The sequence below is a fragment of the Planctopirus sp. SH287 genome (genome assembly GCF_056500625.1).
Window position 1 is genome coordinate 4,344,498 of the sequence record NZ_CM151403.1, and the last position, 15,417, is coordinate 4,359,914.

The following is a 15,417-nucleotide window of genomic DNA, read 5'->3' on the forward strand; positions in this document are numbered from 1 at the left end:
CCTCCAGAGACACGCACAGGATGACACTGTCGCTCGTTTTCTCAAAACACTTGCGTTCCTCTCAACGAACAAAGCATGAGTTTTCTACTATGCTTCGACATCAGGCAACGTTTCTGAGAGACAGCCTGCTAACAGAACCAGCGACATGACACTTAACACGATTTTCAGCGAACAAGTTTCGGTGAAATCATTGCAAAAGACTTGAAATCACCGCTTCTTCAATGCTTCAGAAAATTAATCGGCTGAAGTGGCTACTTGATTTGGTCTATTAACGCCGCTGTCTTCTGATCGTCCCAGATAGCAGCTTCCACCTGGAATTTTAAGTCGATTTCTCCCACTTTCCCCGGGAATCGGGCCAGAATCTGAACATAACGCGTCCGGGAAGCAGCGGCTTCGCCCGACAAAACACGCAGCGAAACTTCCCGATTTCCAATCAGTCGCTTAATCACCTGTTCATCGGGTGAATTTAATGGTTCCAGACCCGGATATTTACTGTCGACCTGCTCAAGAGCCGCATCGAATGGTGAGGGCTTTTTGCCCACATCGGGGCCAATCGCACGGGGATCAAACTGGAAAATCCGGAGCCATCCCCGACCATCCTCTTGACGTATGAACACCGTTCGCATCAGGAAAAACACGTTATCCATCGATTCGGCTGAGTCTGGCTTGAACCCCTCCGGCGGAGTCAACGGCATAATCTCTGCCAGTTGAGCCGTAATCTCTTCCGGCGTGGTCGCAATCGACGGATTCAACGCTTTGCCAAAGATCAGGCAGAGGCCGCAACAGCCGATGATTCCCACGGCACCCACGATCCCCAAAATAAGCAAGGTGCGACTAAAGCGTCGCTTGGGAGGAACAGATGCGGAAACCTGGCGAGCTTCCCCGGGAGCAATGGACATCCTGAACTCTTTCAATGTGTCCATTCCCAATGACAACCATGGAAGCCGTCAGAAATGAACAGAAGGTCTCGGCGTGAACTCCCGATCGGTGAAATACCCTGGGTCGGGACACAATTTCTCTTGGAAGCATATCGCCTTGCGGCGGCCCCTGCCAGAATTGTCGCGAACTGACCAACTCCACGCGGTGTCTCATGCATCAAAGCCGCATGGCGGGTGAATTGCCCACTCAGCCGCTTCCTGAGAGAATCACACGCGACTAGGGCATTGTCAAAGTTGAAAAACAGGGTTGAACAGGTTGCAAAGTCCGACAACGGAGGACGCTGCGGCGACATCAACCCGAAGACAAAGCCGTGACACGGCACTTGGCGATTCAAATTATCTGCGACAAACGACGAATGAAGGCGGTGGGATGAGCTTTTTCCTGGAACACATCGAGCGAATCTCTGGCTATGTCCCCGGCGAGCAGCCGCAAGATTCAGGCTGGATCAAGCTCAATACCAACGAGAATCCTTACCCCCCTTCCCCTTTGGTCGCTGAAACGATTCAGCAGGCAGCCACCAGCCGACTGAACTTATATCCCGATCCTTTGGCAACAAAGTTTCGTCAGGTTGCCGCCGAAGTTTACGGCGTCGAACCGGATCAAATCCTGCCAACCAACGGTAGCGATGAAGTCCTCACCATCATCACCCGTTCGTTTACAGGAACGGGGGATCTGATTTGTTATCCCTACCCCAGCTATATCCTTTACGAGACGTTGGCCGATCTGCAAAACGTCTCTCATCAGCGATTGATTCTGGAACCTGACTGGACATGGCTGCCAGAACGGGTTGGCCCCGCGCTCAGCCGGGCCAAAGCGGTGTTTGTTCCCAATCCCAATTCACCATCAGGGAACTGTTGGAGCGATGAGCAGATCGCCCAGCTTGTCCCTCCCAATGGTGTGCTGGTGCTCGACGGTGCCTACGCCGATTTTGCCGATGAACCACAGACCGCCCGCCTGCTGGAGACTGACCTGGGAAACCAGCTCATACTGACCAGAACTTTCAGCAAGTCCTATAGTTTGGCCGGCATTCGTTTTGGTTTTGCGATCGCCAGGCCCGACATGATTTCCGGACTGAGAAAAGTCAAAGATAGTTACAACTGCGATGCGATCTCTTTAGCGGTTGCGACAGCTGCCATTTCTGATCAGCGGTGGATGCTGGCCAATGTCGAACGCATCCGTGCGACACGAAACTGGCTGTTTTCCAAGCTAAAAGAGCTGGGATTCGATCCCACTCCCAGCCAGGCCAACTTTGTCTGGACAACTCACCCCACTGGGAAGCATCACGAGATCTATCAGGCACTCAAAGCGAAGAAGATCCTTGTCCGCTATATGAAATTTCCCGGCGTGGATTGGGCACCCGACCGCGTCCTGGATGGATTGAGGATCACTATCGGTACTCAGGAAGAAGTAGAAGCCTGTGTCAATGCCTTGCGAGAAATTGTCTGATCTGATCAATCGGCCATATCAGGCATCCTGGCTTTGATGGCCCGTCACTTCTTTGCCGGCATCGGAATCCAGTCGCCAGCTGTCGAATGTAGAAAGCACTACAAGGACGCCCATCAAACCGAAAGTGATTTGGAAGTCGGGAACCACGGGGACGTGGAATTCCTGAAAGTTGGTGGTTCCTCCCCAAACCGAGGCAAGGCGGAGAAACAACGCTGCCAGCGCGATACCGACGCCGATGTTAAGCTGTCTTCCCAGACTGAAGAGAACGTTGGCTTCCCCCGTCAATTCCTGGGGAATATCTGTGAAGGCCAGCGTGTTAAGACAGGTGAATTGCATCGAACGGAACAGCCCTCCCGCAAACAGGATCGCCATGATCAATGGTGTGGGGGTTGTCGCTTTCAGGAAGATGCAAGCCCAGAGTGATAAGGCGCAAAGCAGGCCGTTGCCGATCAGAACATTTTTCAAGCCAAACTTCCTGAGCATAAAAGTCGTGGCAGGCTTCATTCCCAGGTTGCCGGCAAAGATCGCCAGGATCAGAAATCCTGACCTTGCCGCGTCGTATCCGAACCCCACCTGAAAAAGTTGAGGCAGCAGAAATCCGGTTGATCCCACTGACATACGAAACAGGCCACCGCCGATCATTGTCACTTGAAAAGTGCGGTAGTGGAAAACGCGAAGGTCAAAGAGGGGCGTGGGCGTCCTCATCAGATGGAAGACCATCAGCCCCCCAGCCAGTAAGCTGGTTGCTAATAAACCGACAATAATTTTCCAGTGATGGGCCGGCTGGCCGACAACTTCCAGACCATAGAGCAAGCAGAGAGAAGCGACCCCGCAAAGAAGGAATCCCACCAGATCAAATCGCCCATTGTCTTCACCCGGGATGATCGGAATCATTCGATAAGCCAGCACAAACGCGGTGATCCCCAGAGGAACATTGAGAAAAAAGATCCAATGCCATGAGGCATACGTCGTGATAAGTCCGCCAATTGGTGGGCCGACCAGGGGGCCAAACAAAGCCGGCCAGGTGAGATAGGCAATCGAACGGAGCAGGTCTTGTTTCGTGGTGGCGCGCAATACGACAGCCCGGCCAACAGGCACCATCATCGCTCCGCCAAACCCCTGGAAGACACGAGCCAATGTGAACTGCCACAAATTCTGGCTGAATCCACAGAAGATGGAGGCCAGCGTGAAGATGAAGATTGCCGTCGTAAAGATCCGCCGGGCGCCATATCGATCCGAAATCCAGCCACTCAACGGAATAAAGACGGCAAGAGAAAACAGGTAAGCCGTCATCCCCATATTCAGGTCAACAGGGTTTTCACGGAAGCTGATCGCCATTTGTGGCAAAGCGGTCGCAATGACCGTGCTATCCAGATTTTCCATGAAAAAACAGGCCGCGACCAGCAGCGCAATTGAGCGGGATGTGGACGGAGAAGGAGCCGGATCTGTATTGGCTAACGGAAGATGAGATCGACCCGAATCCACGGCTTTCTCTCGTGACATCTGGTAGTAAATCACTCGTTCGGCAATCTTTGCCGGAAATGATGTTGACGAAATCTCCAAATTTCCCAACATTCCCACCGTTACCATCGGCGGAAATCGGGGTCATTCAGCGGACTGTTCGCGCAGGGATGGCCTTTCCACGAGGAATTTTGTGCTGCTTCTGGCTTCGATGGATCGGAGTCAGTTGCTGGGCCAAACGATGGTTGCAGGAGTTTTGTCATGCATGGATGCCCACAATACCGCAGTGCCACCCTTCATCGCCAATCGGGAGCGTTTCTTCGCCGATTGACTGGTGCGTTCCTGGTATTGTGTATCAGTGCGTTTGACCTTTCATTGGCAACCGCGAATGACTGGTGGACGCGCGGCTTCCCAACAACATCCGAATCTGACCGCCTGATCGATTACCGCTGGTCAAAGGATCTGGAATCTTCGATTCGGGGGCAATCCCCTTCTCCGACCTTTGATCAACCTTACAACCCTACGATGGGAGCACAGCCAGCACCGGGTGGCGGGTATCCTGCGGCTCCTGGACAAGCTCCCTATCTGGCACCGCAAGGAGGATATCAAGATCCTTTCCTCCAGTATCCGGGAGCCACTGTTCCTGATTCGATGGGAAGTTTTGGTGCTCCACAACAGTTTTTCGGCGTGAATGGCCCGCAACCTTTCCGTCTTGGCTGGATCCCCAGCCTTGATCTGGGATACTTGGCGCCGGCTACTGCGACCGGGCCGGGGGCCAGCGGTAAACTGGATGTTTTTGAAATCGACAGTGAGCTTCGCTACAACACGATTATCGGCCAGGGAGGATTGTTCTCCATTGCTCCCCAGTTCGGCATGCGATTCTGGGATGGCCCGCTTTCCCCCAATCTTCCTGGCCAGGTCTACCGCTTTGGCCTCGATATGCAACTTGATACGGTTCCAGTCAACGGTTGGGGAATCCGTGTGGGTTTCAATCCTTCAATCAACACGGATCTGACAGCAAGCCTCGATTCCGATGCGTTTAACTGGGACGGAACCGCGGCTCTGGTTTATCAGGCATCTCCCACATTCACGATCGTTGGCGGGGTGACCTATTGGGATCGCGTCGATAATTTCCTGCTGCCATATGGGGGGGTGATCTGGTTGCCCAACGACCGCTGGGAATTTCAAGTTCTGTTCCCACAAGGCAAGATCAGCTATTTCGTGGGGAACTTCCTCAACGGGAGCCATTGGCTCTATGTCTCTGGGGGCTTCCATGCCGAAAGCTATCAGATCCAGATGCAGGGGCCAGATATGGCTGAGCAAATCCAGTTCACCGACTGGCGGGTTATGCTAGGTCTGCGTAGTGATCATGGATATTACGAAAAGTTTATTGAAGTCGGTGCCGTTCTGGGACGGAAGGTCGACTTTAAATATGGTACGCCAGACTTCGACCTTTCAGATACATTCACAGCCCGCTTTGGCATTCGGTTTTAGCCTGTACTATCGGGCTGTTTCGTCATTTCGCAGGGCGCATTCACATGCACCCGACATCGAGACTATCTACGGGATTGAAACCTTTTATGGCTGCACCTCTGGCAATCGTTCTCGCTGCTGGCAAAAGCACTCGGATGAAGTCGGAACTGCCGAAAGTTGTGCATCCTCTTTTCGGCCGGCCAATGGTCGAATATGTCTTTGATGCCGCTCGTGATGCGGGGATTGAACGCCTGGTCGTTGTCGTGGGTCACCGGGCAGACGAGGTCAAATCGATTCTGTCGCATCATCCCGATGTCGAATTTGCCTTGCAGGCCGAGCAGAAAGGAACAGGCCATGCCGTGATGATGTGCTTACCTGCACTGCAATCACATGACGGCCCCGTGCTGATCCTTTCGGGGGATACACCACTACTGAAAACGGAGTCGTTGAAAAAACTGCTGGCGGCTCAACAGGCCGGCGCAGCGGCGGTCATTGGAACAGCCACAACGGCTGCCAATGAAGGCCTGGGGCGCATTGTGCGACAACCTGATGGCGAATTCGTACGGATCGTCGAAGAGCGCGATGCCACACCTGCCGAAAAGAAGATTCAGGAAATCAACACCGGCTGCTATGCCTTTGATGGCAAGCGACTGGCAAGCGCTCTGGAACGGCTCCAGCCAACAAACGCCCAGGGCGAATATTACCTCACAGACGCTCCCGCTCTCTTGAAAAACGATGGCGATATTGTGGCAGCCGCAGAATGCTTCTCGATTGAAGAGGCCATGGGCGTCAACACACGTATTCAGCTTGCTGAAGTCGCACAGGTCATTAAAGATCGGACAGACCGACGTCTCATGGCTGAGGGAGTCACGATTGTTGACCCGAAGCTGGTTTCAATTGATCCTCAAGCGAAGATTGCTGCCGACGTCGTCATTGAGCCATTTGTTGTGATTCGCGGTGCCGTAGAAATTGGCAAGGGGAGCTACATCGGTTCGCACTCTGTCCTGGAAGGGCCGCTCTCATTGCCCGAAGGCACCATCATCAAGCCGTTTGAACATCGCTCTCCGTCAGCTTAGAACAAAGCACTTTTCATTTTTGTGCTGTCCCTCTTAAAAAAGTCCCGGCCTGAATTCAGGTCGGGACTTTTGCTTGAAATGAGCCTGAATGCTCAACATCTTGCTTCGCCTGTAAGTATAACAGGTGCCGTTCCCCTGGCAGGGACTGGCCTGATGGGTATTTGCCAAGAGTGGGTGGTATTCGCCAAGAAACGAATATTCAGTTCACCATACATTTATGGTTTGCCATTTGCTTGCAGTTCAAGCCACCAATCACCATTGAACGCCGCTCACCTTGCAATCGCATCAATGCCCATCCTCGTGTTTGAACTGCTTTGAGTCACCAGCGTCACTCGTTCACACAGTTGTTAGCCTCAGATATCAATTGGTATCGACGCTGGAGACACTTGCCACCGGCCATAGCAGAATCGGTCAGTTTTTATAAACAGAAGTATACGACTCAGCACCTCGCAAACAAAAAACGCCATCCAAACTGAAATCGCGTTCAGCGTGTCATGCTTTCAGCTTTGGGCAACGATGCCTTCATCATTGTCAACTCTCAGTTTCAAGTTGAGATCCGCATAAGATCATTCAGACTGCACGTCATATCTAAAAAAAATTACATACAAAACCTCGCGTGCATGATTCGTACGCATTAAGTCAATCAGCATCTCCTAACAGCCCATCTAACAAGCATTACTGTCTACAGTGACGTATCCACGACACCATGAGGAATACGTGAATTTCGCGGCGATTCCGCAACAGCACTTGTCACGTCATTCCAGCCATGTAGGATGAGCGGCGACGCGACAGGGATCTCAGAAATTCACGGTGACTATTTATTTGAAGTCAGCGTGCCATGCACGCGTCCTTTTATGGCGGCAAGATGCCGTTGATATGAAACATTCCCGCGACAGCAGGGAAAGCAGAGCGAATTAGCGAAAACCGTGTGACTGAAAAAGCTGTCGTTTGACTACGGTTGATTTTGACTGCGGTTGATTCTGTTTCATTCTGTCTTCGTCTGAGGCATCGGCCTTCATACATCTCTCAAGGAGAGGCGATGAGAACTCACAAGAAAAGTCATATTCCGGGTTTTACACTGATCGAATTACTGGTTGTTATTGCGATCATTGGCATTCTGATTTCTTTACTGTTACCCGCCGTTCAGCAAGCCCGAGAGGCTGCCCGCCGAACTCAATGCCGTAACAATCTCAAGCAGTTAGGTTTGGCATTCCATAACTATATTGAAACGCATGGCACAACCCCCATTCATGAACATCGAAAGGCTAATGACTACACTGGAGGCAACGGCAGTGCCGGGGGAAAATCATGGTATTGCAGCATTCTTCCATTCATGGATCAGGCACCTGCCTATAACCAGCTTGACTTTAGTGCCGGTGGCGGCTGGAGTGAATTTGCAGCAGGAACAACCAACCAGATGAAGGTTTCCCGGATTCAGATGCCGGCGTTCAAGTGCCCATCAGAGTCAATGGTCAACACTGCCGATGGAATTTCTGCTGCCAATTTCAACTATGTAGCAAGTGCCGGGCGTCCACGGAATTTGTTAATGCCGGGACAGCCTTCGACAGGCGGGGCAGCCCCGCCAGCTTCCAAGGGAATTGTGACAATGTCACGAATGACGCCTGGCTGCAACTTCAGTACAAACTGGTCGCGAACAGCGAACAATATTGTTCGCATTAGAGACATTACCGATGGAACCTCTAACACGGCGATGCTAAGCGAATCGTTGGTTTCAGGGGGCAGCACCAACACAGATCGCCGACGCAACCTCTCTTACACCAGCTCCAGGGCAATCGAACAATACGACGCCTATATTGACAACGTCGTACGAGACGGACTGGCAAACCCTATAAACTATGCGTCATGGACTACCTACAAAGGTCATTCATGGATGTATTCTGACTCCTGGCAAAAGCATGTCTATGCACATCTCTTTCCACCCAACACGGTAAACATTGCATCCTATAGTGATGAGACATTCCGGTGCCATGAAGGTGACGGAGGAATCACAGCATCCAGTGAACATACCGGTGGAGTGCATGTCACCATGATGGATGGCTCTGTTCGTTTCATTTCAAACAGCGTGGATTTGCAGGCGTGGTGGGCCTTGGGAACAAAAGGAGAAAACGAGGTGATCGGTGAATTCTAATCTCCTCTCGTTCCCTTGCCTGGGGAAGATCTCTGGCATGGCTCTATGCCTTTTAACGTTCGGCTGGCAGGGCTGTTCGACCGACACGGGTGACCAGACAACTCGTCGCCTTAAGGAATTGCCCTATACGATTGAAATCGTTGGACAGGAATATGTCAGCCGCTATCGTTCCACAAAACAGCCTCTATCTGAAGCGGACAGACTGATCTCTAAAAATGGTGCTCATAGCGAACATGGCAGCGACGCCTCCCGCAGTGCGCCGCAAACACTTGAGATGATCGCTGATGACATTCTGTTAAAGCTTCACCTCGTGGAATCCATCCCGAAGCAGCAGCAACTTGCTGCTATTTCCACGTGGCTAAAAACCTCATCTCAACTTGACGAAAAGACCACGCAGCTTCTAATCGCTGCCCTGCAGCAGTCTGTCGATCATGAGCCGGCCGACTGATTTTTAACTTGGGATTTGTAGTGACAATCAGAAATCGGTGGGGGGGGCAAGTGGTCAGGCCTAACAACACATGCAATGGATGTATGATGGCCACCCCTCCCACACACACGAAGCCGTGACGCGGCAAGATCACTTCTTCTTTTTCACTTGCAGTTCCAACTGGCAATCGGCTTCGGCAGGGACAGCAGGGCCTAGTCGGTCAACGGGATGCGTGAAGAGATACTTCCAGGCTTCTTCATAAAGAAACTGTCCCTTGGCATTCTTGGGAGATGAGCCGCCGGGAACAGAAGCGCCGTGGGCTTTGTTGGCATCGCCTTTCACATCGGCGTCAGTGATCAGGCGGCGGGTGTTACTGAAGGGTGGCCTGGAGTTGTCGACGTTGACCAGCGGGCCGTATTCGTTCAAACCAAGGAGAATCCAGGAGCGGCAATAGTGGTCGGCCGTCCAACCGCCGTCCAGAACATGGGTGAAACCAAAGAAGCGGTTGTGTGGGGTCGCAGAAGGAAGTTCATACCACGTTTCGTATTGGTCTCTCGGGCCAGAGAACATGACCACACGATCCACTTTCTGATGCACAGCAAAACGGGCGGCTGTGGTGGAACCGTGAGAAATTCCCGACATGATCACATCATCCCAGCGAAGATCGTTGCCATCGTCTGTGAGGAACTGGCCCCATTCCCCCTGAGGATTTTCTTTCGCCAGCCATTTCACAAATTGGCGCGAACGTTCGGCCATGCCATCGGCCAAAGGAATCTCGATATCCGGGCTGAAGTCTTCGCCCGTTGCGGCTTCCAACCTGATACGGCCCAGGTAAAGGCTGTCGGGAGCGGGTTCTTTATTAAGTTTGCCAAACCAGCCATTGGCGTAGTGAACCTGAATTCCATGCAAACCATAGCTGGAAATTCTCTCGAATAACCCCTGGTTATGTCCCATGAGCCAGATCACCAGCTTTCCTTTGGGCTTGACCCGGGTATCAACCACAGCATGCTGGACGTCTTGTGGCTTGCCATCCTTTTCAAAAATAAAGCCGATCTCGGGATGCTCCTTGGCACGCGAATCAATCTGGCTGGCACGGGCTGTCAAGTCGTAGCGTTTGGGAGTGCGATCCCGATAAGCCGGCACCGTGCGAGGAGCAACGGCTTTCGAGGATGTGGCCGCTGACTGGGCCAATGAAGAACCTGTCAAACACAGCATCACTCCCGTGGAAAGGATCCCGGCAAAGAGAGCTTGCCGAGAAAGGTCTCGGCTAAGAAAACAATCACGACGAAACGTCATCGAGAAACTCCTGGTGATTTGTCAAAGATTGAGATTGAATCAGTTTCCACAGCCCGGCCACGAGAGACACAGGCCCGCGCATCCTCAAAAATGGCCATAAAAATACTGACAGACTTCGTGCCTATCACATCAAACTTCATTGTTGTTTTAACGCGATGGGAATCAAAAAGGGATGTTCAATGCGTTGAGTAAGACGAGATCACTCAAATTGCCCGAGTCGTGTTGATTCAAGGAAGAGTTGAATCTCAGGTTGCTGGCATGCTTCAATAACTGAATCAGCCCTCAAACGATGTCGGTTTCGGTGAAATGCTGTCGCAGAATGAAACGGTCATCCCCCAGGTTGGAGTCAGTGATGGCCGAAGAACGCCGTTCTGCAGTCAAGTTTCTCGTCTTTGATATCGAAGCGGTCGCGGACGGAGATCTTGTCTCTCGCATTCGATTTCCAGGCGAGAACCTGTCGGCTGAAGCCGCCATTGCTCGCTATCGTGCGGAACTGATGGAGGCGACCGGGAAAGATGTGCTTCCCGTCACGTTCATGCTTCCGGTCTCTGTGGCGATTGCCAAAGTTGATGCGCAATACAAATTGATGGACTTGGTCGTGCTCGATGCGCCAGAGTATCGGCCATCGCGAATCACACAGCTATTCTGGCAAGGCTGGCAGCATTACGGGCACCCCACTCTCGTCAGTTTTAACGGGCGATCTTATGACGTGCCGCTACTGGAACTGGCGGCTTTTCGTTACGGCATCGGAGTCCCCGCCTGGTTCTCGCTGGATCTGCGATCATTTGAACAACCACGCAACCGATACAATTCGTCTTCGCACCTGGATTTGTGTGACCTGCTTTCCAACTTCGGAGCGACACGACTGACAGGAGGGCTGAATCTGCTGGCCAGTGTGCTGGGGAAGCCTGGAAAGAGCGGAATCGATGGCTCGATGGTGCAAGACATGCACCATGCAGGCCGCGACGAAGAGATCAATGATTATTGCCGATGTGACGTGCTAGATACCTATTTCGTGTTTCTGAGAAGTCAGGTATTGCAAGGAAAGCTAACGCTCGAACAGGAACAGCACCTGGTGGGAGAGACCAAGTTATGGCTGGAGGCGCAGGCGCCTCAATCACCGGCTTATCAGCATTATCTTGCCCACTGGGGAACCTGGCAGGCCCCAGGGCAAATGGCGCCGCCATCACCCCCAAGGGAAGAAAACTCGCTGGCGGGACACGACTCTTAAAGATCGAGTCCGTGATGACTGACTGACAGTGACGACAATTATTCCCAGAGATCCTGCGAGGCGCTCAGTTCACGGGCAAGAAATGGCCGCAAGGCCACCAGCGTTGCCAGTGCATCGTCTCCTTCCAGGCCGAAAGCACCGTAAAGGATCTCCAGCGCGTCATTCACGCCAGCCAGGCGAACATCTTCAATGAGTTGAACAGCATGCTGAAAGAAGCCGCTGTCATGATCCACTCGTTTGAGGAAATGTGACGCAGCGAGTTCGGCACGTTCGTTGGGCAACGCGCTGATCGAAGAAAAAACTTCGCCAGCAGCCATGATGTCACGCGAGCGGATCAGATGAAGAAACTGTTCCCAAGCGGATTCTGGTGAATCAAAGGGGGACGACGCAGAAGGTGTCGATTGGCCTTCCGATGAAGAATTCTCCAACGACGCCATGTGATTCAGGGGAAGCTCGTAAACAGCATCTGGAGAACTCAACGAGAGGCTCTCGTTGCCAAACTCGCCATTCAAAGGAACCACATTCTCGGAAGGAAAGTTACCGATCATCTGATTGATTAACACCAGCTTGGCACCGAACTGTTCATAGAGAAGTTCGATCTCACCGCGGAACGAATCCCCCATGGCATCATCGAGCAGATCTTCAGCGGTCTCGAGAATCCTTTCGGACATTCGATCAGCCAGATTGTCTCGAAGTTTATGAAGGACTTCTAATGCGTCCGCACGCAGTTGCATGCTGATATTTCCTCGTTAGGTAAACTGCCCACGCATCGTGGCAACTAATTTTCTTCAAGTCCAATAATTCTGCGACCTCATGTTGAGAATTAGCAACATTACCAACCCCAATAGCCACCAAACGACAAAAACCATACGAGCCAACTAACCGGCAAAACCTGCCGCTAAAAAGAGACGGAACAGCAGTCAGTTTGATTGCTCAGAAGCCAATCAAACGCCTCTTTCATCTCGACGAGACAAAATTTCCATCCCCCTAACCCACTACAATAAAAGATGTTACGCCAGCAACCCGCCGAAATTCCGGAGGAATGGCACGATGACTGCTCTAACAGGGTTTATCAACAACATGGAAACCTGGACGTTCAGGTTAATGGATTCAGAGAGTCAGATCTGTCAGAAGCACTGAGGGATCGGCTCAATTTGAGAGGAGACAGATCATGATTCGCAACACATTCCTGAGTATGGCCGTTGTTGGCGCAATGGTGGCGGGAACATTTGTCCTGGCAACGCCGCAGGTTGCCGATGCTGGCGTTCGCGTCCGGGTGGGCGGGCCAGGAGTCCGAGTGGTTGGCCCGGGCGTCCGCCGGGGATATTACAACGCCCCAGTTTACAACAACCGTGGCTGGAACCGGGGTTATTACAACAACGGCTATTATGGAAATCGCGGCTACTACAACAACGGCTATTACGGCAACGGTTACTACGGAAATGGATACTATGGCCGGGGCTGGAACCGGGGCGGAGTCGGAATCTCCACACCAGGCTTCGGTATCTACGTTCGGTAATCCTCTAGATCTCAAAGAGGGTCGTTACAACTTCAGTTCATGAGAATCTGACACAACAAACATTCCTCGCCCTGAAAATTCTCTTCACGATTCCCTTGGCACATTTCGCGGCTTTGCAGCAGGTCTTCATCGAGCCTGATCACAAAGACGCCCTGAGTGTCAAGGGATTTTTCGTTTCCTTTTCGGTCGATTTTCACTTTTCTCCTCGATTTGAACGTCAACAATCCCACGTTTTACAAAAGCGAGATTCTTTCACTGAAACGACAACGCTTCGATGACTCGTGGAGCATTCCTTCTGATTTGACAGATCAAGCAAAGAGTGGTGAGCAGGCCAACGAGCCTGCGGACAAGCTCAACAACCGGTCAGGACAGAGTGGTCGTAGCACAAAGCTGGAACGTGGTCAGGTTGTCAATTTGAAATCATCTGGCCATCCTTGAAGGGCGGAACTCTGCTTTTTGTCAGGAATCAACGCCAAATGCTTCAAGAACATTCGATTGAAATCCGCGTGCGATACTCCGAGACCGACGCGATGGGCCTGCTGCATCACGCCAACTTCTTCAAATACTTTGAGATGGGGCGGATCGAACTGCTGAGGGCGCAGGGCGGTTCTTATAAAGAGATGGAAGCGGCGGGGATTTTTCTCGTCGTCGCCCGCATTGGATGCCACTACCACTCACCCGCCCATTACGATGATGAGCTGACTCTGAAAACCCTCGTGACTCAGGTCTCGATGTGCAAAATTGAGCATGAATATCAACTGATGCGAGGTGAGACAAAAATCGCCACAGGCACCAGTACCTTGGCATGCCTTGACCGCGAAGGCCGGATTCAGAGGCTGCCCGACTCTGTGACTGGCGGCAACGTCTGATTTTGAAGCATTATGCGCCTTCAGGAAACGATCGCATGCTCAAGCCTGACAGTCCGACTGTCACCGCTTCTCCTCGCAAGTGGTATGACTCATTGCTACCGCGAGCCTTGAGAGATGCACGGCTTGATCGCTACGAGATTGCCGGCTCATTGGGTGACCTGGGAACATTCCTGCCCCTGTTAGTGGGGATGTCGGCTCAGAATGGTCTGAACTTCTCAGCTGCCCTGTTCTTTGCAGGGTTGTTCAACATCATCACAGGGCTGACTTTCTCGATTCCCATGGCTGTTCAACCGATGAAGGCCATTGCGGCAGTTGCGTTGACGGAGGGACTGACGACGCCGCAGATTCTTGCTGCGGGAGCAACGGTCAGCCTGTTCATACTGATTCTGGGAATTTCCGGCGGGATCATTTGGCTCAACCGCATGGTGCCGCGATCAGTCGTTCGCGGATTGCAACTGGCTCTGGGCCTCACTCTCCTGATGAAGGGGATGCAGATGGTTGCCGGAACCAAAGAGTGGCTGGCGTTAGATGGCTATCTCACCGGGCTGGTTTGTACCGCCATCGTGCTGGCCCTTTTTTTCTCACGAAAGGTGCCAGCGGCACTATTACTGTTTGGCATCGGGATCGTGATCACTTTGATTTCGCACCCCGACGTGCTTCAAACCTTGGGAATGGGAATCTATTTCCCCCAATTCACACCGCCACAATGGAATGATTTCATCACATCGTTCCCCAAAGCCGCTTTGCCTCAGATTCCTTTGACGACACTGAATTCGGTGATTGCCGTTTGCGCTCTCTCTGCCGATTTATTCCCTGGTCGGGCGGCTGATCCTCGCAAGGTCTCGATTTCCGTCGGGATGATGAATCTTGTGGCCTGCTGGTTTGGTGGCATGCCGATGTGTCACGGGGCCGGCGGCCTTGCAGGTCAGTATCGCTTCGGTGCCCGAACCAATGGTTCGATTCTTTTTCTGGGAACGGTGAAGGTCGTCCTGGCGGTTTTTCTGGGTGCCTCGCTGATGGCGACCTGTCAGTCATTTCCCGCCAGTGTTCTGGGGGTGATGCTCGCTTTCAGTGGAATGGAGTTGGCGCTCGTTTGCCGTGATCAGACGACACGTGGGGATGCCTTCACCATGCTCCTCACGACCGCCGCCTGCCTGGGACTCAATAACATTGCTATCGGCTTCGCCCTGGGTCTGGCCATGGCCTGGTGCCTCCGCCTGGGTTGGTTCCGACTGGAAGAAACCGCTGAGCTGAATCACACGAATCGCAACGCGAAGTAGCACGTTAATGATCTCAAAAAACCTGCTTACCAAATCTGAAAACATGGCACACAGCTTTAGGCGATGCTATTTAGTAGGGTGCATATTAATGCACCAATTCGGCGTGAATCGCAACAACTGGTGCATTGCACTGGCGTTTCATGCACCCTACTTTTTAATGAGTTAAACAACACGAATTGCAACTTGAAAACAGCGCGTTAAGGAACTCAAAAACATACTTGCACAAAACCGCAAACATATCGCATAACTGT

Annotated in this window: 13 protein-coding genes; 9 read left to right on the forward strand and 4 right to left on the reverse strand. The window is 52.3% G+C overall.

Annotation, left to right across the window (positions count from 1 at the left end; genetic code table 11):
* Positions 1 to 251 precede the first annotated feature (251 nt).
* A complete protein-coding gene (locus SH287x_RS16140; RefSeq protein ID WP_479515412.1) occupies positions 252 to 899 on the reverse strand; it encodes a hypothetical protein in 648 nt (215 codons plus the stop codon).
* A 409-nt stretch (positions 900 to 1,308) separates the two neighbouring features.
* Here SH287x_RS16140 and hisC point away from each other — a divergent pair, with 409 nt between their 5' ends.
* Positions 1,309 to 2,385: a histidinol-phosphate transaminase gene (hisC, locus tag SH287x_RS16145; RefSeq protein ID WP_479515413.1), complete on the forward strand. Its 1,077-nt coding sequence runs from the start codon at positions 1,309 to 1,311 to the stop codon at positions 2,383 to 2,385.
* A gap of 18 nt (positions 2,386 to 2,403) precedes the next feature.
* Here the strand turns inward: hisC and SH287x_RS16150 are convergent, their stop codons facing one another.
* Positions 2,404 to 3,960, reverse strand: coding sequence for an MFS transporter (locus SH287x_RS16150; RefSeq protein WP_479515414.1), 1,557 nt, complete (start codon positions 3,958 to 3,960; stop codon positions 2,404 to 2,406).
* A 147-nt stretch (positions 3,961 to 4,107) separates the two neighbouring features.
* Between SH287x_RS16150 and SH287x_RS16155 the strand changes: the two genes are divergently transcribed.
* The 4 genes from SH287x_RS16155 (at position 4,108) to SH287x_RS16170 (ending at position 8,992) form a co-directional block, all read left to right on the forward strand.
* Entirely contained in the window at positions 4,108 to 5,340 is a 1,233-nt protein-coding gene (locus tag SH287x_RS16155; RefSeq protein WP_479515415.1) for a hypothetical protein, read from the forward strand.
* Between the two features lie 86 nt (positions 5,341 to 5,426).
* Entirely contained in the window at positions 5,427 to 6,395 is a 969-nt protein-coding gene (locus tag SH287x_RS16160; protein ID WP_479515416.1) for an NTP transferase domain-containing protein, read from the forward strand.
* A gap of 1,039 nt (positions 6,396 to 7,434) precedes the next feature.
* Positions 7,435 to 8,544, forward strand: coding sequence for a DUF1559 domain-containing protein (locus tag SH287x_RS16165; RefSeq protein WP_479515417.1), 1,110 nt, complete (start codon positions 7,435 to 7,437; stop codon positions 8,542 to 8,544).
* The gene (locus SH287x_RS16170) at positions 8,534 to 8,992 is read left to right on the forward strand and encodes a hypothetical protein (RefSeq protein ID WP_479515418.1); all 459 of its coding nucleotides are present in this window, start codon (positions 8,534 to 8,536) and stop codon (positions 8,990 to 8,992) included. Before SH287x_RS16165 ends, SH287x_RS16170 begins: the two co-directional genes overlap by 11 nt.
* Positions 8,993 to 9,121: 129 nt before the next feature.
* Here SH287x_RS16170 and SH287x_RS16175 read toward each other — a convergent pair whose 3' ends face one another.
* Positions 9,122 to 10,267 (reverse strand): BPSS1187 family protein, encoded by a 1,146-nt coding sequence (locus SH287x_RS16175; RefSeq protein WP_479515419.1) that lies wholly within the window; start codon positions 10,265 to 10,267, stop codon positions 9,122 to 9,124.
* Positions 10,268 to 10,619: 352 nt separating this feature from the next.
* Between SH287x_RS16175 and SH287x_RS16180 the strand changes: the two genes are divergently transcribed.
* Positions 10,620 to 11,498, forward strand: a complete 879-nt coding sequence (locus tag SH287x_RS16180; protein ID WP_479515420.1) for a 3'-5' exonuclease — start codon at positions 10,620 to 10,622, stop codon at positions 11,496 to 11,498.
* Positions 11,499 to 11,536: 38 nt separating this feature from the next.
* Here SH287x_RS16180 and SH287x_RS16185 read toward each other — a convergent pair whose 3' ends face one another.
* On the reverse strand, positions 11,537 to 12,232 hold the full coding sequence (locus SH287x_RS16185; protein ID WP_479515421.1) for a hypothetical protein: 696 nt from the start codon (positions 12,230 to 12,232) through the stop codon (positions 11,537 to 11,539).
* A gap of 437 nt (positions 12,233 to 12,669) precedes the next feature.
* Here SH287x_RS16185 and SH287x_RS16190 point away from each other — a divergent pair, with 437 nt between their 5' ends.
* From SH287x_RS16190 to SH287x_RS16200, 3 genes are all read left to right on the forward strand, one after another.
* Positions 12,670 to 13,017 carry a hypothetical protein gene (locus SH287x_RS16190; protein WP_479515422.1) on the forward strand — a complete coding sequence of 116 codons (348 nt, stop codon included), beginning with the start codon at positions 12,670 to 12,672 and terminating at the stop codon, positions 13,015 to 13,017.
* Positions 13,018 to 13,493: 476 nt separating this feature from the next.
* Entirely contained in the window at positions 13,494 to 13,886 is a 393-nt protein-coding gene (locus SH287x_RS16195; RefSeq protein WP_479515423.1) for an acyl-CoA thioesterase, read from the forward strand.
* 35 nt (positions 13,887 to 13,921) lie between these two features.
* The gene (locus tag SH287x_RS16200; RefSeq protein WP_479515424.1) at positions 13,922 to 15,166 is read left to right on the forward strand and encodes a putative sulfate/molybdate transporter; all 1,245 of its coding nucleotides are present in this window, start codon (positions 13,922 to 13,924) and stop codon (positions 15,164 to 15,166) included.
* The last annotated feature ends 251 nt before the right edge of the window (positions 15,167 to 15,417 follow it).

Excerpts from the sequence above, each read along its gene's own strand:
- SH287x_RS16175 (WP_479515419.1), bottom strand. The coding sequence starts at position 10,267 with ATGACGTTTCGTCGTGATTGTTTTCTTAGCCGAGACCTTTCTCGGCAA.
- SH287x_RS16165 (WP_479515417.1), top strand. The coding sequence starts at position 7,435 with ATGAGAACTCACAAGAAAAGTCATATTCCGGGTTTTACACTGATCGAA.
- SH287x_RS16190 (WP_479515422.1), top strand. The coding sequence starts at position 12,670 with ATGATTCGCAACACATTCCTGAGTATGGCCGTTGTTGGCGCAATGGTG.
- SH287x_RS16200 (WP_479515424.1), top strand. The coding sequence starts at position 13,922 with ATGCTCAAGCCTGACAGTCCGACTGTCACCGCTTCTCCTCGCAAGTGG.
- hisC (WP_479515413.1), top strand. The coding sequence starts at position 1,309 with ATGAGCTTTTTCCTGGAACACATCGAGCGAATCTCTGGCTATGTCCCC.
- SH287x_RS16185 (WP_479515421.1), bottom strand. The coding sequence starts at position 12,232 with ATGCAACTGCGTGCGGACGCATTAGAAGTCCTTCATAAACTTCGAGAC.
- SH287x_RS16195 (WP_479515423.1), top strand. The coding sequence starts at position 13,494 with ATGCTTCAAGAACATTCGATTGAAATCCGCGTGCGATACTCCGAGACC.
- SH287x_RS16150 (WP_479515414.1), bottom strand. The coding sequence starts at position 3,960 with ATGTTGGGAAATTTGGAGATTTCGTCAACATCATTTCCGGCAAAGATT.
- SH287x_RS16180 (WP_479515420.1), top strand. The coding sequence starts at position 10,620 with ATGGCCGAAGAACGCCGTTCTGCAGTCAAGTTTCTCGTCTTTGATATC.
- SH287x_RS16160 (WP_479515416.1), top strand. The coding sequence starts at position 5,427 with ATGGCTGCACCTCTGGCAATCGTTCTCGCTGCTGGCAAAAGCACTCGG.
- SH287x_RS16140 (WP_479515412.1), bottom strand. The coding sequence starts at position 899 with ATGTCCATTGCTCCCGGGGAAGCTCGCCAGGTTTCCGCATCTGTTCCT.
- SH287x_RS16155 (WP_479515415.1), top strand. The coding sequence starts at position 4,108 with ATGCATGGATGCCCACAATACCGCAGTGCCACCCTTCATCGCCAATCG.